Source organism: Desulfonatronospira thiodismutans ASO3-1 (assembly GCF_000174435.1).
Lineage (GTDB): Bacteria > Desulfobacterota > Desulfovibrionia > Desulfovibrionales > Desulfonatronovibrionaceae > Desulfonatronospira > Desulfonatronospira thiodismutans.
Genome location: NZ_ACJN02000002.1, coordinates 501,207 through 520,918, shown reverse-complemented (window position 1 = coordinate 520,918; position 19,712 = coordinate 501,207). Strand labels below are relative to the sequence as shown.

19 protein-coding genes and 1 tRNA gene are annotated in these 19,712 nt (G+C 54.1%); 12 read left to right on the top strand and 8 right to left on the bottom strand.

Annotated elements, in window-relative coordinates; genetic code table 11:
* Positions 1–192: 192 nt before the first annotated feature.
* Positions 193–666, top strand: coding sequence for an RT0821/Lpp0805 family surface protein (locus DTHIO_RS08560; RefSeq protein WP_008869912.1), 474 nt, complete (start codon positions 193–195; stop codon positions 664–666).
* Positions 667–706: 40 nt separating this feature from the next.
* Here the strand turns inward: DTHIO_RS08560 and DTHIO_RS08555 are convergent, their stop codons facing one another.
* The 6 genes from DTHIO_RS08555 to DTHIO_RS08530 all read right to left on the bottom strand — a co-directional run bounded on the left by DTHIO_RS08555 (position 707) and on the right by DTHIO_RS08530 (position 6,366).
* Positions 707–2,125 (bottom strand): NAD(P)/FAD-dependent oxidoreductase, encoded by a 1,419-nt coding sequence (locus tag DTHIO_RS08555; protein ID WP_008869911.1) that lies wholly within the window; start codon positions 2,123–2,125, stop codon positions 707–709.
* Positions 2,126–2,511: 386 nt separating this feature from the next.
* Complete coding sequence (locus DTHIO_RS08550; RefSeq protein WP_008869910.1) at positions 2,512–2,790, bottom strand: GIY-YIG nuclease family protein; 279 nt, start codon at positions 2,788–2,790, stop codon at positions 2,512–2,514.
* Between the two features lie 198 nt (positions 2,791–2,988).
* Positions 2,989–3,064: transfer RNA gene (locus DTHIO_RS08545), tRNA-Asn, on the bottom strand.
* A gap of 303 nt (positions 3,065–3,367) precedes the next feature.
* Positions 3,368–4,219, bottom strand: a complete 852-nt coding sequence (locus DTHIO_RS08540) for a glycine betaine ABC transporter substrate-binding protein (protein ID WP_008869908.1) — start codon at positions 4,217–4,219, stop codon at positions 3,368–3,370.
* A gap of 120 nt (positions 4,220–4,339) precedes the next feature.
* On the bottom strand, positions 4,340–5,176 hold the full coding sequence (locus DTHIO_RS08535) for an ABC transporter permease (RefSeq protein WP_008869907.1): 837 nt from the start codon (positions 5,174–5,176) through the stop codon (positions 4,340–4,342).
* On the bottom strand, positions 5,173–6,366 hold the full coding sequence (locus DTHIO_RS08530) for a quaternary amine ABC transporter ATP-binding protein (protein ID WP_008869906.1): 1,194 nt from the start codon (positions 6,364–6,366) through the stop codon (positions 5,173–5,175). Before DTHIO_RS08530 ends, DTHIO_RS08535 begins: the two co-directional genes overlap by 4 nt.
* 466 nt (positions 6,367–6,832) lie before the next feature.
* Between DTHIO_RS08530 and lysS the strand changes: the two genes are divergently transcribed.
* The 9 genes from lysS to DTHIO_RS08485 are packed head-to-tail and all read left to right on the top strand — an operon-like array spanning position 6,833 to position 16,613.
* The gene (gene lysS / locus DTHIO_RS08525; RefSeq protein ID WP_008869905.1) at positions 6,833–8,359 is read left to right on the top strand and encodes a lysine--tRNA ligase; all 1,527 of its coding nucleotides are present in this window, start codon (positions 6,833–6,835) and stop codon (positions 8,357–8,359) included.
* Positions 8,359–9,588, top strand: a complete 1,230-nt coding sequence (locus DTHIO_RS08520; protein WP_008869904.1) for a lipoprotein-releasing ABC transporter permease subunit — start codon at positions 8,359–8,361, stop codon at positions 9,586–9,588. Before lysS ends, DTHIO_RS08520 begins: the two co-directional genes overlap by 1 nt.
* Positions 9,581–10,267: an ABC transporter ATP-binding protein gene (locus tag DTHIO_RS08515; protein ID WP_008869903.1), complete on the top strand. Its 687-nt coding sequence runs from the start codon at positions 9,581–9,583 to the stop codon at positions 10,265–10,267. The genes DTHIO_RS08520 and DTHIO_RS08515 overlap by 8 nt, the downstream gene beginning before the upstream one ends.
* Entirely contained in the window at positions 10,251–12,923 is a 2,673-nt protein-coding gene (gene bamA, locus DTHIO_RS08510) for an outer membrane protein assembly factor BamA (protein ID WP_008869902.1), read from the top strand. Before DTHIO_RS08515 ends, bamA begins: the two co-directional genes overlap by 17 nt.
* Positions 12,924–12,950: 27 nt before the next feature.
* Positions 12,951–13,469, top strand: a complete 519-nt coding sequence (locus DTHIO_RS08505; RefSeq protein ID WP_008869901.1) for an OmpH/Skp family outer membrane protein — start codon at positions 12,951–12,953, stop codon at positions 13,467–13,469.
* A 13-nt stretch (positions 13,470–13,482) separates the two neighbouring features.
* Positions 13,483–14,514 carry a UDP-3-O-(3-hydroxymyristoyl)glucosamine N-acyltransferase gene (lpxD, locus tag DTHIO_RS08500; RefSeq protein WP_008869900.1) on the top strand — a complete coding sequence of 344 codons (1,032 nt, stop codon included), beginning with the start codon at positions 13,483–13,485 and terminating at the stop codon, positions 14,512–14,514.
* A 20-nt stretch (positions 14,515–14,534) separates the two neighbouring features.
* A complete protein-coding gene (gene fabZ / locus DTHIO_RS08495; RefSeq protein WP_040418377.1) occupies positions 14,535–14,978 on the top strand; it encodes a 3-hydroxyacyl-ACP dehydratase FabZ in 444 nt (147 codons plus the stop codon).
* Positions 14,975–15,787 carry an acyl-ACP--UDP-N-acetylglucosamine O-acyltransferase gene (lpxA, locus tag DTHIO_RS08490; RefSeq protein ID WP_008869898.1) on the top strand — a complete coding sequence of 271 codons (813 nt, stop codon included), beginning with the start codon at positions 14,975–14,977 and terminating at the stop codon, positions 15,785–15,787. The genes fabZ and lpxA overlap by 4 nt, the downstream gene beginning before the upstream one ends.
* Complete coding sequence (locus DTHIO_RS08485) at positions 15,774–16,613, top strand: LpxI family protein (protein ID WP_008869897.1); 840 nt, start codon at positions 15,774–15,776, stop codon at positions 16,611–16,613. The genes lpxA and DTHIO_RS08485 overlap by 14 nt, the downstream gene beginning before the upstream one ends.
* On the opposite strand, the gene DTHIO_RS19750 is transcribed toward DTHIO_RS08485, so the two are convergent.
* The gene (locus tag DTHIO_RS19750; RefSeq protein WP_008869896.1) at positions 16,610–17,311 is read right to left on the bottom strand and encodes a MerR family transcriptional regulator; all 702 of its coding nucleotides are present in this window, start codon (positions 17,309–17,311) and stop codon (positions 16,610–16,612) included. The two genes, DTHIO_RS08485 and DTHIO_RS19750, sit on opposite strands and share 4 nt — an antisense overlap.
* Positions 17,308–18,381: a radical SAM protein gene (locus DTHIO_RS08475; protein WP_008869895.1), complete on the bottom strand. Its 1,074-nt coding sequence runs from the start codon at positions 18,379–18,381 to the stop codon at positions 17,308–17,310. The genes DTHIO_RS19750 and DTHIO_RS08475 overlap by 4 nt, the downstream gene beginning before the upstream one ends.
* Positions 18,382–18,627: 246 nt before the next feature.
* On the opposite strand from DTHIO_RS08475, the gene DTHIO_RS08470 reads away from it, so the two are divergent.
* Together DTHIO_RS08470 and DTHIO_RS08465 are read left to right on the top strand one after the other, a co-directional pair.
* Positions 18,628–18,852 (top strand): MoaD/ThiS family protein, encoded by a 225-nt coding sequence (locus DTHIO_RS08470; protein WP_008869894.1) that lies wholly within the window; start codon positions 18,628–18,630, stop codon positions 18,850–18,852.
* A gap of 3 nt (positions 18,853–18,855) precedes the next feature.
* Positions 18,856–19,695, top strand: a complete 840-nt coding sequence (locus DTHIO_RS08465) for a HesA/MoeB/ThiF family protein (RefSeq protein WP_008869893.1) — start codon at positions 18,856–18,858, stop codon at positions 19,693–19,695.
* Positions 19,696–19,712: the final 17 nt, after the last annotated feature.

Sequence of the window (19,712 nt, the reverse complement as noted above, 5' to 3'; positions counted from 1 at the left end):
AGCTAATCACCCCGGGAATTATTAGCAATCTCCAGAACAACAGGCCACATTGGCACATGTAGCGCTTTTGCCCGCATACCCATGACCCGGCTTCCTGGATGGTGCCTGTTTACATGGCCTTCAGACGTATTATTTTTTTGTGGCGTGGATAATGCATGCATTTAATTCAAAAAAATATTCTGGAGGAAAGCTATGCGCACCATAATTTACTTGGCAGTCGTTCTGGCAGCTCTGGCCTTGATCGCCGGCTGCGGAGGACAGAAGCACACTGTGGGCGGAGCCGGCCTGGGAGGCATAGGAGGCGGCGTAATCGGCTCACAGATAGGCAGCGGCACCGGGCAGACTGCTGCAATCATCGGCGGTACCCTTGCAGGCGCGGCCCTGGGCGGATATGTAGGGAGCTACCTGGACCGCATGGACGAAATGGACCAGCAGAAAATGGGTCAGACCCTGGAAACCAAGCCTGACGGAGAAACATCCCAGTGGGAAAACCCCAATACCGACATATCCCACGAAGTAACCCCCAAGGAAACCTATAAAGGCGACGAGGGACAGTACTGCCGGGAATTCACCACTGAAGCCGACATAGGCGGCGAAGAAAAAACATTGTATGGTACCGCCTGCAGGCAGCCCGATGGAACCTGGGAAATCGTGCAGATGGACTGATCAGCCCATAGCGATCCTTTCGGACAACCCCGGCCGGAGATCAGCTATCACCTGCCCCGGTTGCATGCCTCCAGGCGATTTCCTTGGCCGGGATCAGTCCTGTAGCTGAGGCGGAAACTATATTGCCAGCGACTCCGGGGCCGTCTCCGGCCACGAAAAGCCCTTTGACCGCAGTCTCCAGGACATTGCTGGACTGAACCTGGGTGGCGAAAAACTTGATCTCGGGTGCGTAAAGCAGGGTCCCCTCGCTGGCCACACCTGGTATCACCTTATTCAACTTTTCCAGCCCCTCGACAATGTTTCGCAGGATTCGCTCCGGCAGGGCCATGGCGATATCTCCGCAGGTTACATTCTTCATGGTGGGCTCAACAAAGCTGTTGCGCACACGGTTCCATGTGGAGCGTCTTCCGCGCCTGAGGTCACCAAAGCGCTGCAGTATAGGCCTGTGCCCGCCGATGATTGTGGCCAGCCGGCCTATGGATTCACCGTACGCCTGGTTGCTGGTTACAGGATCTTCCAGGACAACCTTGGAAAGAAAAGCAAAGTTGGTGTTGTCCGACTTTTTGTCCATATAGGCGTGGCCGTTGACACAGACAAAGTCCTGGTAGTTTTCCAGGGCCACGAAGCCGCCCTGGTTGGTACAAAAGGTGCGGACCTGGTCATCGTAGGTATTGGTGCGGATAAAAAAGGTCGGATCATAAATCACGTCGCATAGATCGCTCATGATATCCCGGCTTACTTCCACCCGCACTCCCACCTCGATACCTCTTTGAGATATATTCAGACCGTGCCGCCGGGCCAGATCCCCCATCCACTCCGCTCCTACCCTGCCCGGAGCCAGGATCACGCTTGGGGCCCTGTACTCTCTGCGGCTGGTTGCCACTCCCTGCACCCGCCCCTGCTCCACCAGAATATCTTTGACCTCTTCAGAGGTATGGATGTTTACACCCTTGCCCCGGACGTATTCAGCCATAGCGGAAATATGTCCGGGCAGCTTGTCGCTTCCCAGGTGCTTTTGCCGGATGAGCAAAAGGTCAATGCCGTTTTTCAGAGCATCTTTGCGGATTTTTCTGGCTTTTTCCCAGTCCGTGGGGTAAACTTTTCCATCCATGTTGAAACGGTTGTAAATCTCTTCAGTGTCGCGGATGAGCTCACTGGCTTTTGAAACAGGCATAAACTGGGTCAGATCCGTCTTGCCCAGCTTGTGGATGTAATTGAGCTTGCCGTCGGAAAAAAGGCCTGCTCCACCAACACCGGACATTATATTGCAGGGCCTGCAGCGCATGCACTCCTTTTCCCCATTTATTGGACAGAGCCTTTTCCGGGAAGACTTGCCCTTTTCAAGGACCAAGACATTGAGGTCCGTATGCTCGCCCAGATAATAAGCAGCAAAGAGTCCAGCCGGACCACATCCCACGATTATCACATCATATTCTTTAACTGAGTCCTTTTCTGCCATAATTTATCCCATTTTGAATCTCTGTTTTGAGTGTTCGCCCGTCAAAAGCATCAGGTCAGCTCATCACTTCCTTTGCTTTACCTGAAAAGACTGCACTTGTTTATATATGCTTATAGGCTGCTGCACAAGCTTTCAAAATACCTGCAAAACCTGGTGGTTCTACAAAAAATGGACAGTAAAAGACACATTTGAACCTGTGCCTCATGGCTCAGGCACTTTCCTGCCGGCTTCAGGTAATATAACCGTATCTCAATAACTGGACCGCCAGACAATAAAAAAGGGGCTGAACTTATATCGAAGTTCAGCCCCTTTGAAAATTGGCTCCCCGGGACGGACTTGAATCACGCCTCCAGCGTGACAGGCCGCCAGTCACGCCACAGGCGTGATTAATCAGCCCTGTGCTGAAACTGGCTCTTACCAGTATCTGCCAAGTACCGTCCTATGCCACGCTTCTTTATCCTGCGCTCCAAGCGTAGTGCTTCCTGGCGGGTTTCGAGCTCCTGGCTCCATATCAGATCCCATGGACCACGGTGCCTTTTTGTCGTCAGCGTAAGCATCTGGGATGGATCATTATGCTGGGCCAGGCGTTTGGTCAGGTCGTCAGTCTGGCCACAGTAGTAACGGCCGGTACTGCTGCTTTGAAGGATGTAGACAAAATATGGCATGGGAATAAAAAAAGGCCCCTGAATTGCTCCAGAGGCCTTGAAAATTGGCTCCCCGGGACGGACTTGAATCACGCCTCCGGCGTGACAGGCCGCCAATCACGCCACAGGCGTGATTAACAGCCACCTAACGAAAAACAGCAAAACATTTGCTAAAATCCAAAATAAAGGCCTCTGAATTGCTCCAGAGGCCTTGAAAATTGGCTCCCCGGGACGGACTTGAACCGCCAACCTAGTGGTTAACAGCCACCCGCTCTGCCGATTGAGCTACCGGGGAACATAGAGAGTAATCTTATTTTTGAACCGCCAATCACGCCCCAGCGTGATTACAGCCACCCGCTCTGTTACGCCAGAGGCGTAATTGAGCTACCGGGGAACATAGAGAGTAATCTTATTTTTGAACCGCCAATCACGCCCCAGCGTGATTACAGCCACCCGCTCTGTTACGCCGGAGGCGTAATTGAGCTGCCGGGGAACATTGAGAAAAATTTGTCTTGGAAAAAATATGTCTTTGCAGGGCTTTATTTCGCCCTGCAAAGACATATGATTAACTCAAATGAAATGACACGTCAAGGTTTTTTTATCTTCCCAGCCACTGGTCTACAAGATCAGGATGCTCCTCAATGAAGCGTACGGCGTTTTCATAGGAATCACCGCCGTCTTCGTTCCATTCCATGAGCACAGCCATCTCTTCCTGGGTCCAGGAAAAGTTCTTGAGGAACTCGTATGCTTCGGGAGCATCGTCGGCAAGGCCTTGGCGGGCCATTTTGCTGATATGCTCGGCTTCACCGTATACCTCTTTGGGGTCTTCAAGATACTTGAGATCCCAGCGTCCAAATTTCCAGTGAGGAGACCATCCGGTCACAACAATCCACTCATCGCGGCGGGTGGCGTCTCTCAGGGCGGCACTCATGGTAGCGTCGCTTCCTTCCTGCAGTTCGAATTCAGTAAGTCCGTATTCATCCAGGGCCTCTTCAGTCCTGGACATGATGCCCGCTCCGGGGTCAATCCCTGTAATCCTGCCATTAAATTCATCAGCATAGTCATTAAGATCTTCAATGCTGTCAATGTCTACGTACTCAGGTACAACAAGACCGATCTTTGCACCATCTGTAAGCTTCCCAAGGTCTTCAAGCTGTCCCTCTGTGGCATCCATATAATCGCCGTGGGTAACAGGCAGCCATGCAGCCACATGGGCATCCACATCTCCCGAGGCTACGCCCTGCCACATGGCGGCTGCGCTGACGGACATGCTCTCGACATTGTACCCGAGTTCCTCCTGGAGAACCGCTTTAGCTACATCAGTGCTGGCCACTGCGCAGTCCCATTCCACGTAAGCCAGGGTCAGCCTGTCCTGGGCCCCGGCATTACTGGAAGCAAAACCCATAAGCAACGCCAGCACAGACAATACTGCCAAACCTTTTTTAATCATTGTAAACCTCCTTACATTCTTTTAAGGGTTGAAGGGCTATGGGACCAGTATGCTTAAACCCGGCCATTCAATTTCACAGCCCTCATTTTATTTGACCGGACCTCCAAAGTATCATGAAGATTAATCTTTAGAAGCCAGGCTTTGCAACAACCTGTCTAATATAATTGCCAGAATTACAATTCCGATACCCGCCTCAAATCCGGCACCAGGCTGCAGGCGTTGAATGGCCCGCCATACTTCGCCACCGAGCCCGCCGGCCCCGATCATGGCCGCGATAACCACCATTGACAGAGCCAGCATCACAGTCTGGTTGACTCCCCCCATAATAGTTGTCTTGGCCAGGGGCAGCTGGATCTTGAACAGCTTCTGCCAGCGGTCGGCACCAAAGGCATCTGCACACTCGGTGAGCTCCTTGGGTACCTGCCTGATGCCAAGGTTGGTGAACCTGATGGCCGGCGGCATGGAAAAGACCACAGTGGCAAAAATAGCGGCCACTTTGCCCAGCCCGAAAAAAGGGATGGCCGGGATAAGGTAAACAAAAGCCGGCAGCGTCTGCATAAAATCAAGTATGGGCCGGACAATTCGATAAACCCAGTCACTTAGTCCGGCAATGATCCCCAAGGGGATGCCTATGGCAATGGCGATCAGGGTAGCCACCACCACCAGGCTCAAAGTACTGGCGGTGGCTGTCCATAAACCCATGTTCCATATAAGTCCAAGACCCAGGAATGTAAAGACGGTCACCCCACGCTTTCTGGTCATGAAAAAAACGAGAGCTGTAACAATGACAATTACTATCACAGGATGTACGCCCAGAAGCGATGTTTCGATGAAACGCAGACCCTGGTCAGCCACTGCAGAAAAAGCCCTCGTGGCCAGGGCCAGATGATCAACCAGGAAGTCAAGGGCAGCTTCTATGCCATCGCCCAGAGGAATCCTCGGCAATTCAAAACTCATACGTCACCTCCCCGTTCGGCAATGGCGGAAAAGAGCAGGCCCTTGACTATGATCCCCAGAAGCTTGTTTTCATCGTCCACAACTGCCACGGGGTAGGACATGTCCTGCATAATGGGAAAAAGTTCCTGGGCCGGGGTATCCCGGCTGACCATCTTTATATCTTTGTGCATAGCTTTTTCCAGATCGCTTTCTCCCTCATCCACCAGCCTGCGCACCTCGCCGGCGAAAACAATGCCGGCCAGAGTGCGGTCTTTATTCAAAACAAAAAGCGAGGCAATGGCGTTCTTTTTCATTTTGCGCATTGCTGCATTGGGGCCGTCTGATCCCAGGTAGGCCACATCCTCGCACTTTTTCATAACCGACTCAGCAGTGAGAACCTTGGTGATATCCACCTCTTCCACGAACTTACGTACATACTCCGTGGCCGGTCTGGTCAGAATCTCTTCCGGGGTGCCTATCTGGACCACTGCCCCGTCCTTTAATATCACCAGGCGATCCCCGATTTTGAGGGCCTCATCCAGGTCGTGGCTGATAAAGACAATAGTCTTCTGCATTTTCTGCTGCAGGTTGATGAGTTCGTCCTGCATATCCCTGCGGATAAGGGGGTCCAGAGCACTGAAGGCCTCGTCCATGAGCAGGATATCCGGGTCCAGGGCCAGAGCCCTGGCCAGACCGACCCTTTGCTGCATACCCCCGGAAAGTTCACTGGGATATTTCTCTCCCCAGCCCTTGAGCCCGACCATTTCCAGAGCAGTTTCAGCCTTCTGCCTCATTTCTCCCTTGTCTGCTCCCTGCACTTCCAGGCCGAACTCAACGTTATTGATCACGGACCGATGCGGGAAAAGAGCAAAGTTCTGAAAAACCATGCCGAACTTGCGCCTGCGAAAATCCCGCAACTCCTTGGTGTCCAGCTTGCAGACATCCTGCCCGTCTACATATATCTCTCCGGCCGTGGGCTCGAAAAGACGGTTGATGCAGCGCACCAGGGTGGACTTGCCGCTGCCGGAGAGCCCCATGACCACAACGATCTCCCCTTCGTTCACGGTAAAGGAGACATCAGCCACCCCTACCACGTTGCCGGTCTTGTCCAGGATCTGGGAAATGGGCTCACCCTGGCGCAGAAGCTCCAGGGCTTTTTTCGGGTGATCTCCGAAAATCTTGACCACGTTGTTAATAACAATTTTTTCCATAAAAAACCTGCGGTTAAAGGTAACACCACTTTAGTCTACATCTGATCACTTAAATCAACTATCATATGTCAATCGTCTGTCAAGCATTTTCTGTCGACCCTGCCCCCAGTATTTCAGAGTGATTCCATATTGATGCATCACTGCACTTCCGTGAATGCCGCAACAAAAAGGGGGCGGGAGAACAATGCATGGCCAGGGGCATATCCGAACGGAGTAATCAAGCAGTCAGCCCCCCGACAGCAACAACAATACATTTAGTTGCATGCTGCTTTAGCGCCTTTAAAAAAATGCCCGCAGCAGACATTTTTCAGCTCGCGGAGAGTGCGTGTTTCTTGACGGAACCATTATTTTAAAATAAATTATAAAGTTTACATCTGGATTGGAGCTCTGCTCCTGGACTTGAGCTCCGGTCCAAAATCTTTTGAGCAGGCCCCTGGAAGGACCAGCCGCAACCAAATACAAGCACATGAAAAAAAACAGTCAGACACCTGAAAACACACCTGATCAAAGCGAAAGCCAGCTTCTGAAAAACCGCAGGCAGAAAATAAAGGACCTGCAGGAACAGCAGGTAGAACTCTTTTCCAACAGCTTTCGCAAGGACACGGACATAAGCCGCATCCTTCAGGAGGCGGGAAGCCTTGATGCCGCAGAGCTTGAAGCTGATACACGCTGTTACAGGGTAGCAGGCAGGATCATGGCCCTGCGCTCCTTCGGCAAGGTCATTTTTGCTCACATCCTGGACCACAGCGACCGGATACAGATCTTTGTCCAGAGGGACATGCTGGGCGAAAATGAATTCAAGGTCTTCAAGAAGCTTGATGTTGGCGATATAATCGGAGTCCACGGTGCACTGTTCCGCACCAGGACCGGCGAATTGACCATCAAGGCGGAAGAAATCCAGCTTTTAACCAAGGCTGTACGCCCCCTGCCCGAGAAGTACCACGGTCTTAAGGACGTCGAGACCCGCTATCGCCAGAGGTATGTGGATCTTATTGTCAACCCTTCCTCCAAACAGATTTTTCTGGCCAGAAACCGCATCATAAGGTATATCAGGGATTTTCTCGATGCCAGGGACTTCATCGAGGTGGAAACCCCCATGATGCAGGCCATTCCCGGGGGAGCTACAGCAAGGCCATTCAACACCCACCACAATGCTTTGGACATGAAGCTCTACCTCCGGGTTGCACCTGAACTTTATCTTAAAAGACTGCTCGTGGGTGGCTTTGAAAAAGTTTACGAGATAAACCGCAATTTCAGAAATGAAGGCATCTCCACCCAGCACAACCCGGAATTCACCATGCTTGAATTTTACCGGGCATACGTGGATTACTGGGACCTCATGGATTTTACCGAAGAAATGATAAGCGGGCTGTGCAGGCACATGACCGGCGGCACACAGATTACCTACCAGGGCAACACCATTGATTTTACTCCTCCCTGGACCAGAATACCTTTTTTCAAGTCCCTGGAAGAGATCGGGGGGCTGGCTCCGGAGGATTACCAGGATCCGGAAAAGGCAAAAGCCCTGGTGAAACGCCTCGGTGAAAATGTGGTCCCGGGAGAAAAACAGGCCAAGGTGCAGGCCAAGCTTTTTGACCTTCTGGTGGAACCCAGGTTGCAGCAGCCTCATTTTATATATCATTATCCCACAGAGATTTCTCCTCTTTCCAGGAGAAACGATAAGGACCCCGCCATTACGGATCGTTTCGAGCTTTTTATCGCCGGCCGGGAAATAGCCAACGCCTTTTCTGAGCTAAATGATCCCCAGGATCAGAAAGGCCGGTTCCAGGAGCAGGTGCAGGATAAGGAGGCCGGTGACGTGGAGGCCCATTACATGGACGAGGACTACATCCGGGCCCTGGAATACGGCATGCCCCCGGCAGGCGGGGAAGGCATAGGGATTGACCGCCTGGTCATGCTCTTCACAAATTCTGCTTCAATCCGGGAAGTTATTCTCTTTCCGCTTCTACGCCCAGAGGCTGGTACGTCCTGATGCGTTTTGAATTTTTAGTGGCTTTGCGCTATCTCCGGGCCAAGAGGGAGCAGGCCTTTATATCGGTCATTTCTCTCTTGTCCGTTTTGGGTGTGGCCCTGGGTGTTGCAGCTCTCATTATTGTCCTGGGGGTCATGAACGGTTTCAGCGAGAACCTGCGGGACAAGATCCTGGGTCTGAACGCTCATATTGTAGTGGGCAGCCACACCGGCACCATAGCCGATTACCAGGATATGGCCGGAGACCTGGAAGAAATAGCCGGGGTCAGGGGCGCAACCCCTTTCATTTATTCCGAAGTCATGCTCAGCACCCCCTCGGGGGTTAAGGGGGTGGTGCTGAGAGGTATAGACCCCCAGGGCGCAAAACAAGTTCTGGGGCTGGACCAGGAAATGGTCCAGGGTGGCGTTCTGGACCTGGAGATAGAAAAGGACTTCCCCGGCCTGATTATCGGACAGGAACTTGCCGCCAATCTCCGTGCAGGCACAGGGGACACAGTGAATGTCATGGCCCCTTCCGGGGAAGGCACTTCAGCCGGTTTCACGCCCAGCATAACCACATTTGATGTCCGGGGCGTCTTCAGGACAGGCATGTATGAGTACGACACCTCTTTTGCCTACACCACAATCAATGACGCCCAGGAACTCATGGGATTTACCCGCGACGTGGTTTCCGGCATGGAGCTGCGGGTCCACGACGCTGACCGCGCCCGGGAGCTGTCCGAGAGGGTGTCTGAAAAACTGGGGGGGTACCCCTACTACGTGCGCAACTGGAAGGAGATGAATGAAAATCTCTTTGCCGCACTGGAACTGGAAAAAATCGCCATGGGCGTTATCCTGGCCATGATTGTCCTGGTGGGGTCCTTCAGCATCATCACCGCCCTGGTTATGCTGGTCATGGAAAAGACCCGGGATATAGCCATACTCATGTCCATGGGCACCACCAGGCGGATGATCCGCAATATATTCGTCCTGCTGGGACTGATGATAGGGGGGCTTGGCACCGCTCTGGGCTTTGCAGTGGGCCTGGGAGGCTGCTATATTCTTGAGAACTACAAGTTTATCCGTTTGCCGGCGGATGTCTATTTCATGGAGTACCTGCCGGTGCTCTTACACACTTCAGACCTGATAATAATAGCTGTAGCCGCCATGGTCCTTTGCTTTCTGGCCACCATATATCCGGCCCGCAAAGCATCGGGGCTCAACCCCTCCGAGGCTCTTAGGCATGAATGAACCCCTTTACAAACTGGAAAATCTGAGCAAGTCTTTCACTTCCGGCCCGGAAACCATCACTGTCCTGGACAGGGTGGATCTGTGCATCGAGAAAAAAGAGACCGTGGCGGTCCAGGGAGCCTCGGGATGCGGCAAGAGTACTCTGCTGCACATTCTGGGCACCCTGGACGACCCCACTGAAGGAAAGGTCTTTTTCAACGGACAGGATCTGTCCACTCTTACTCCTGTACAAAAGGCCGCACTGCGAAGAACAGAGATGGGGTTCATTTTCCAGTTTCACCATTTGCTCCCCGAGTTCAACACCCTGGAAAACGTGGCCATGCCTGCCGTAATAAACGGCATCAACAGAAAAAAGGCCCATGAGGCCGCCCTTGAGGCCTTAGACCAGGTAGGGCTGAAGCACAAGGCCGGCCAGAGCGTTACCACACTGTCCGGTGGAGAAAGCCAGCGTGCGGCAATCGCCAGGGCTATTCTGCCCCGGCCTGGAGTGCTCCTGGCGGATGAACCCACAGGCAACCTGGACGAGGCCAAAGGACGGGAAGTGGGGGATCTGCTTCTGCATTTAAACCGTGAACTGGGCATGACCTTAGTGGTGGTGACCCACAATCTGGACTTGGCTTCGCGCATGAATATAAATTACGAACTAAAATCAGGTGGCATGTATGTCCTTAATCAATAACTCACTGTTGCAACGGGTACTTGTCTTTCTGCCCTTTTTTCTTCTGATGCTGGCTGCCGGCACCTCACATGCCGGACAAAAGCAGATACTGGTTCTGCCCTTTGAAATAAACGCCCCTGAAGAGCTTGAATATTTACAGACCGGTCTGCCTTCCATGCTTACCAGTTCCCTGCGGGACAAGGGCCTGGATGTTGTTGAGCCGGAACTGGGGCAGACCCTTATCACACGGGAAGAAGTAAGCTATCTGGACGTAGAGAAGGCCCGGAGACTGGCCCTTCTGGGAGACGGCCGCTTTGCCCTCTATGGCACCTTCAATGCAGTGGACGAATACATAAGCCTGGATGCAAGACTTGTGGACGGCTATGGTGAAAGGGAAACCGTGCCTTTCTACATAGTCAAGGAAGGCGTGATAAACATCCTGCCGGCAGTGGAGGAACTGGCGGAAAAGGTTTATCAGGAAATGCTCCGCGAGGAGCGCATCGCCTCCATCGACATTGAAGGCGTTGATATCCTGGATCCGGACGTGGTCCTGCTTCGCCTCCAGGTCCAGGAAGGTGACATGTATGACCCGGAAAAACTAAACCGGGAACTGCGCAATATCTTCGACCTGGGATATTTCGACGACGTGCAGTTCCATGTCGAGGACACACCCCAGGGTAAGGAAGTCACCATCGTGGTGGAGGAAAAGCCCCTGATTCAAAATATCAACATATCCGGAGCCGATGATATCAGCGAAAGCGATGTCCGGGAAGTGCTCACCACCAGAACAGGATCGGTGGTAAACCCCCAGATCATCAGTGAAGACCTGGGCAGGATCCGGGAGTTGTACCGGGGCAAGGGATATTACAACGCCACAGTTGATTACAGCATTAGTGAAATCGACGAGCGTGAAGCCAACCTGAACATCAATATTGACGAGGGCAACCGCCTGTTCATCCGCGGCATCGAGATCCGTGGGGCGGAGGAAATAAGCGAGCGCACCCTGCGCGGGGAAATGGAGCTTAAAAGACGCGGCATCTTTTCCTGGCTTACCGGCAGAGGAGTTTTAAGAGAAGAGCTTCTGGACCGGGATGTGGCCGCCCTGGAAGCCTTCTACGCGGACAAGGGATATATTGATGCCCGGGTGGGACAGCCGGACGTGGACTACGAAGAGGACGGCATCTACCTGACCTTCCACGTGGAGGAAGGCCACCGCTACAAAATGGGTGAGGTATCATTCCAGGGGGACCTCCTGGTAAGCGAAGATGAACTGAAAAAGCTGACCATCCTGGACGACCTGGGAGAAGAAGGCGAGTACTTCAGCCGCTCTTCCATGCAAAAAGATACCCAGAACCTGGCCGATTTTTACACCGACTACGGCTATGCCTTTGCCGAAGCCGATGTGAACATGCAGGTGGACGAGGATGAAAAAAAGGTCGATGTCATCTACAACCTGAGCAAGGGCGAGAAGATCTACATCGGTCGGGTACTCATCGAGGGCAATACCAGGACCAGGGATAACGTCATCCGCAGGGAAATGCGCCTCACCGACGGAGATCTTTTCCGGGGCAGCGACCTTCGAAGATCCACGGAAAGACTGCAGCGCCTGGACTATTTTGAGCAGGTGGATATTCAGCCTGTACCCACTGAAGACGACAACGTGCTGGACCTGGTAACCCAGGTGGAGGAAAAGCCCACCGGCATGCTTTCCGCCGGGGCAGGCTACTCATCTTATGACCGGGTGTTTTTCACCGGAATGATCCAGCAGAGAAACCTCTTTGGCAAGGGGTACCAATTGAGCTTCAGCGGAAGTTTCGGAGCCCGGACCACCCGCTTTGACCTGGATTTCTGGAACCCCCGGGTCCGGGACAGCAACCTGGGCATGGGAGCCGACCTGTACTGGATAGATGAAGAATATTTCACTTACGACCGGGACACCCGGGGGGGCAGGGCCAAGTTCGCCTACACCATCGGGGAATACACCAGACTGCACTGGAATTACCGCCTTGAAAACTACGAGATCACCAATGTGGACGACGATGCCCACCGGGACATCAAGGACCTGGAAGGAGAAAACTGGTCCAGCGGTGCCTATGTGGCGGCCATTCGCGACACCCGCAACCGGCGCATAAACCCCTCCAGGGGAACCAGAAACCTGCTCTCAGTTGAATATGCCGGTGGTCTTCTGCAGGGTGATGATAACTTCATCAAGTACATTGCCAGCTCAGACTACTATCGACCAGTTTTAAACAGAAGTATATTCCACTGGAAAGGACAGGCAGGTTACGTCATGCGCAACACGGATGAAGACATCCCCAACTTTGAACTCTTCCGCCTGGGCGGGATCAACAGCGTGCGCGGCTATGCGGCGCGCAAGCTGGCCCCGAGGTTCGACGACGGGGAAGTCAAGGGCGGCGACAAGCACTTCTTCACCAATTTTGAGCTGCTGCATCCCTTGAACGAAGAGATCGGCCTCATGGGCCTGGTCTTTTTCGATGCCGGCAATGTCTGGGATAAAGGGGAAAGCGTGGATTTCGACTTGTACAAGAGTATCGGGGCCGGTGTACGCTGGTATTCTCCCATGGGCCCCATCCGGGTTGAATACGGTTATGCCCTGGACGATCTGGAGGACAGCAGCCGCAGCCAGATCGAGTTCTCCATGGGGCATGAATTTTAAACAAAAAGATCCAAGGAGTGATATAAAATGAAAAAAACAGTTCTTTTACTTATTATCTGCCTGCTGGTTCCGAGTATGGCCCTGGCGGAAAACAAAATCGGCATAGTGGAAGTGCAGCGCATCCTGGAGTCATCGGAACCAGGCAAGCAGGCCCTGGGCCAGCTGACCCTGCGGTTCGAGGAGATGCGTGATGACCTGGAGGAAGAAAGGGCCGAGGTGGAAAGACTGCGGGAAGAACTGCAGAAGCAGAGTATGGTCCTGAGTCAGGAGGCCCAGCAGGACATGGAGGCGGAACTGCGCCAGAAGATGCAGCAGTTCCAGCAGAAATACCAGTCCTACCAGGCCAGGATGCAGCAGGAGGAACAGGAACTCTCGGATCCCATCATCGACCTGCTTTTCGAGGTCATAGATGATTTTGCCGAGAAAAACGGGTTCGACATGATCCTGGATGCGCAAGGAAGCGGAATAATCTACGCAAAGGATGCCATGAACGTCACCGACGAACTCATGGATGAAGTGAACCAGGCCTGGGAAGCCCGGAATTAAGGGGCAGGGTACCATGCTTCTCTCTGAAATCGCAGCCCGCCTCAAACTTGAATACACAGGTGAAGACCTGGACATAACCGGGGTAAACACCCTGGAGCAGGCCGGACCGGACGAGCTGTCCTTTCTGTCTGATTCCAGGTACCTGCCCCGGCTTGAAACCACCTCGGCCGGGGCGGTAATTGTTCCCCCGGAAAAGGCGGAGATGGTGTCCAGGGCCATAAAAAGCCCAAACCCCTACCTGGATTTTGCCCGGGTCATGCAGCTTTTTCATGAACCTCAGGGCATGCAGGAGAGTTTTCCAGGGCAGGAAGGCATCCACTCCACGGCCACCATTGACCCTACAGCTATTATTCACCCCATGGTCTTTATCGGGGCCAATGCCCGCATAGGACCTGGATGCCGCATCTTTCCCCACTGCTATATCGGGGAGAATGTGGTTCTTGGCCGGGACTGCCTGGTTTACCCCCAGGTGAGCATTATGGCCGGCTGCCGCATAAATGACCGGGTCATTATTCACCCGGGTGCGGTCATAGGCAGCGACGGCTTCGGCTTTATCCAGGACGGTGAAGAGCGTGTTAAGATTCCCCAGGTGGGCAGGGTGGTCATCGAGGACGATGTGGAGATAGGCTCCTGCACCACCATTGACCGGGCCACCCTGGGCGAAACCAGGATAGGAAAGGGGACCAAGATAGACAACCTGGTCCAGATCGCCCACAATGTGCAGACTGGGGAAAACTGCGTGCTCATATCCCAGGTGGGGATATCCGGAAGCGTACGTCTGGGCAGCAATGTCATCCTGGGGGGCCAGGTGGGTGTTGCCGGACATCTGGAAATCGAAGACAACTGCCGGGTGGCGGCCAAGTCCGGGGTGGGAAAATCTTTGCCCGCCAACACCGATGCCGGCGGCATCCCGGCCATGGATCACACTACTTTCCTGCGCAACGCGGTTCTTCTGCCCAGGCTCTCCCAGATGAACAAAAGGATCAAGCAGCTTGAAAAGCAGATACAGTCCAGTAACAGACCGAACCAAGGAGAAGACAAGTGAACCAGGTCCCGGGAACTGAAATGTCCATTCAGGACATCTTGAACTTTCTGCCCCATCGCTATCCATTTCTGCTGGTGGACCGGGTGGTGCAGCTGGAGCCCTTTAAAAGCCTCAAGGCCCTGAAAAACGTCACCATAAACGAGCCTTTTTTCCAGGGGCATTTCCCGGATTACCCGGTTATGCCCGGTGTGCTCATTCTGGAGTCCCTGGCCCAGGCCGGAGGGCTTCTGGTGGCTGGAAGCGTTCCGGACCAGATGCAGGGCAAGATTTTTCTTTTTACCGGTGTGGACAAGGTGCGCTTTCGAAAGCCCGTCTTTCCAGGGGACAGCCTGTATATGCATATAACTTACGACCGGCACCGCATGAACCTGTGGCGTATGCACGGCCAGGCCGTGGTCCAGGACAGGGTGGCGGCCGAAGGCATGTTTTCAGCAACCATCGTAGACAGGGAAGACCAGGCGTGAAAACACAAATCCATCCAACCTCCATAGTCCACCCTGAAGCCGAGCTGGGGCCTGGAGTGGTCATCGGGCCTTATGTCATCATCGAGGAGAGTACCAGCCTGGGCGAGGGAACCAGGGTGGACGCTTTTGCCCAGATCAAGAAGTTCACCAGCCTGGGACGAAACAACCACGTCTACTCCTACGCCTGCATCGGTGAAGGCCCGCAGGATATCAAGTACCAGGGCGAGGAAACCTGGCTCAGGCTGGGGGACGACAACAAGATCCGGGAGTACACGACCCTGAACAGGGGTACTCCTGACGGCAGGGGTGTCACCAGCATCGGTTCCGGGTGTTTTCTCATGGCTTACACCCACGTGGCCCACGACTGCATCCTGGAAGACGGGGTGATTATGGCCAACGGGGCCACCCTGGGCGGGCACGTACACCTGGGACAAAAAGCGGTCATTGGCGGCCTCTGCGCTGTGCACCAGTTCGTGCGCATAGGCGAGTACGCCTTTATCGGGGGCAAAAGCGGCATAGCCCAGGATGTCCCTCCGTATATGCTGGCTGTAGGAGAAAGGGCCAGGCTGGTGGGACCCAATCTCATCGGACTGCGCCGGGCCGGATTCCCCAGGGAGGAAATCTCGGCTCTGAAAAAGGCATTCAATCTTATCTGGAAGTCGGACTTAAGCCATGTTCAGGCCCTGGAAAAAGCGGGGCAGGATTTTTCCGGCTTAAGGCTGACAGACAACCTGGTCTCCTTTCTCAAGTCCAGCAGCAGGGGAGTGGTGTCCCTGGAGCGAAACCCGGAGCGAAATGGCCGGCAGTAAAAAACTGGGGATAATAGCCGGAGGAGGCAGCTTTCCCCTCCTGGTGGCTCAAAACGCCCGCAAACAGGGCTACCGCGTGGCGGCAGCAGCTTTTGAAAAGGAAACCCTCCCGGAAATCCAGGCCTATACCGACCAGCTTGTATGGCTCAAACTCGGCCAGCTGGGCAGACTCATCAGGTTTCTGCACCAGGCCGGGGTTTCCCATGTGGTTTTTGCAGGCCCAATAAATAAGCCCAGGGCCTTTGATCTACGCCCCGACTTCAGGGCCATCAAGCTGCTGGTAAACCTGCGCAGCCGCAACGACAATGCTCTTTTAAGCTCTGTGGCCGATGAACTGCACCGGGAAGGCCTGGAGGTGATATCCGCCATAGAGTTTGTCCCGGAACTCATATCTCCTGCGGGCCTTCAGTCCAGACGAGCCCCTTCATTTGCCGAAAAAAAAGATATCCTGTTTGCCTGGCCCATCATAAAACAGATAGGCAGCTTAGACATAGGCCAGTGCATCGTGGTCAAGGAAAGGGCGGTGGTGGCGGTAGAAGCCATAGAAGGCACCGACAGGGCCATTTTGAGAGCAGGCGAGCTATCCGGGTCCAGCCTTACAGTGGTCAAGATCTTCAAGCCGGGCCAGGACCAGCGCATTGATCTGCCGGCACTGGGCAGCCAGACGGTAAGAACCATGATTCAGGCCGGTGCCACCTGCCTGGCTTACGAATCCGGAACCAGCCTGTTCTTTGACCGCGCAGAAGCCGTAAGCCTGGCGGATGAGCACAAAATCTGCCTGGTGGGCATTGACCCGGACAACCCCGAAGCTGTGCAGAAGCTCTAAGTGCCCGTTTGAGATTCATCCCCTTTATCAGGTTCAGTCTTTTCCCGGGCAGACTGCATAAGCAGCCTTTTGGTCCAGAACTGACATTTCTGCAGTTCCTCACGCATGGACTTTAGTTCTGATTCAAGCTTTTCTTCCAGCTCAGTCTGCCGTGTCTCCAAAGACTCCACTTCCTCCCTGAGCTTTTCTACCTCCCCGGGCTGGTGCCCGTCTCGGTCCCGGGACAGACTTTTCTGGTAACCTTTCCACAAGAGGTATACGGCCCTTTTGAGCCTGTCCTGCCTGGACTGCATCTGCTGCAGGTCCGCAAAAAGGCCCCGTTCAAGCTGCATGGCCCGGGAAAGCTTGTCCAGGGCGCGGGACTGGGTCACAAGTGCTTCCTGCAGATAAGTAGCATCGCTTCCACTCTGTGCGTAAGCCGCGGGACTCAAGCTATCCTGCTGCCAGGTCACCTGGCTTGGATTCTGGGAAAAACGGGCGGCAAGAACCTCTTCGATCTCCTGGGTGGATCTGCTTTGGCCAAGCTCTTCCACTATGCACCTGAAAACTTCCACGGCCTCGGGCTTGTACCTTTTTTTTCGCCCATGGCCCACACTGGGCAGAAACCGGTCAAACCTGTCCCGGTAATAGCGGATGTTGCTTTCAGGCAGATCAAGTCTCCTGGCTATTTCCTTGATGGTCAAAAGCTCCTGGTTCATGCCGGTCCTGTGTAATCCACCCGTATGGGTTCGGGGTCTTCATGGGTCAGGTCGTCTATGAAACGCTTGGTGCAGGTGGCGCACTCCTCCGGGCACTCCCCGGCGCTGAACCTGCCCCTGAACTTGCGGTACTGCCTGCTTTTCCAGATGCTTTTCAGGGAATCATCCGGGACATGCCCGAAATCAATGGGGTATACCGGGTGCGGCCGGCCCTGGAAATACCTGTAAACCCTGTCTTCTGCACTCACGTCAGTGTATACGCAGGGCAGCACCCTGCCGTCCACGTCAACATAGCAGGCGCGATGGATATTTTCCGAACAGGGGCCGTCAGGCAGGTACGGATTGTAGACATGGAAAAACACTTTTTCCTGCCCGTCAACCTGTGATTTCATATCCAGAAGCTCGGCCTTGAATTCCTCGAAATCATCTTTGTCCCTGGCCGGATACATTTCTTTGTCCATTTCCTGATCCAGGGCCAGGGTCAAAGTGCTCACCACCACCTGGTCCGGGGCCAGGGCATTGAAAAATCCAGGCATCCGCCGGATATCCCCGCGTCTGGAACCAAGCAGCATATAGGCCAGGTGCAGGGCGGGAGTGGAACTGCCCATAAGGGTCCGGATGCGGTGCACATTTTCCACGGCCTGACGTACCTTCTTTATGGGGCTGCCCGGCCTGATGCGGTCATTGGCCTCGTCCACTCCGGCCACGGACAGTCCAAGGACGTCCAGTCCCTGGTCCACCAGGCGTCTGATGCGCTCGTCTGTCAGCAGGCTGGCATTGCTGGTCACCCCGGCCTTTGTCCCCTTGTCCTTGACCATTTTGAGCATGAACATAAATTCCGGGTGCATCATGGGTTCTCCCCATCCCTGGAGATACACCAGGCCGGCCCTGGGAAAGGCCCTGGACAGTCCGGTAAAGGTCTGCATGGACATGTGTCTTCCGGGATCCTTTTTCCTGAATACCGGACTCGGGCAGTAAATACACTCTGCATTGCACCTGGTGGTTATTCCCACCTGTATCCAGTCCAGAGCAGGATAACCCCAGGACCCCAGGATCCGCATCAGACCCATTTGTCTCCTCCCTTGAAATTGGGCACCAAAGCGAAACTAAAGCGACACCTTTGCCGATTTACAGCTGATGAGCATACTCTGTCTCTGCTCTTTTCCTGAAAATCAGGTCCAGGCGGGTACCGGTTCCGGCATTGCCATGGATTTTCTTTACATTCTATTATGCTCTTTGCTAAAAGGCAAACCATACTTATACGGCAGGTAAAGTATACATTGCCTGACGCCACCTTAAAAACAGCAGAGGAAGTTATGCAGATTCAGGTAACATGTTATGCAACCCTTTCTCCATACACCCCCGGTGAAGGCCTGGTGAACATGGATCCCGGTTCCACTCCAGGGGACCTGATCAAGCACCTGGGCATCCCCATGGATGAAGTAAAAATCATCTTTGTCAACGGCAAGAGTGCGGATCCCTCAGCCCCCCTGAATGACCAGGACCGGGTGGGTATATTTCCCGCTGTCGGGGGAGGCTGATCCATGCATACAAAAGGCCTCGTCCAGGACCTGGCTGGGCACAGCCATGCCCTGGATAATTATCCCTTTGCCTGCATCCTTGATGCACCGCTTCTGGACCTGGCCGGCAAATACAATATTCAGCCCTGGCAAGCCCAGGTCGTGGCCCTGGAAAACCAGGTCTGCCCCGAGAGATATATCCGTAATTTCAAAACCATGAGCCTGGACATGCAGCTGGACCTGGCCCGTTCTAAGGTGCTTGTAGTGGGTGCCGGCGGCCTGGGGGGATACGTTATTGAACTTTTGGTTCGAAGCGGGGCAGGGCGGCTTTTTGTTGCCGACGGAGACGTATTCGAACTGAGCAACCTCAACCGCCAGCTCCTGGGCACCACGCATCTCACCGGCCGGCCCAAAGTGGAGGCGGCCCTCCAGAGGGCAAGAGATATAAACCCCTTTGCCCGGGTGGAGACTTTCGGTACATACCTGCAGCCGGATGATCTGCCCGGGCTGTTGCCTGAAACCGACCTGGTCCTGGACTGCCTGGGGGGAGTGGAATTCAGGCAGGAACTGCTTCAAGCAGCCCAGGGCCATCACTGTCCCCTGGTAACCGGATTCGTGGCCGGCAATACCGGGCTGGCCAGCACAGTATTTCCAGGGGACAAAAGCCCAGCCGCCTTCTGGCAGGCAGACAATGACCAGGGAGCAGAGATCACCCTGGGCAACGTATCTTACACTGTGAGTATGATAGCCACCCTGCAGGCCAGGGAAGCCATACATATCCTGACCGGGCAGGCCCCCTGTCTTAGAAACAGGGTGTTTCTGGCGGATATGCACACATGCAGCTTCCAGTCCCTGGAACTTTAAACTTTGCCATTATTTTC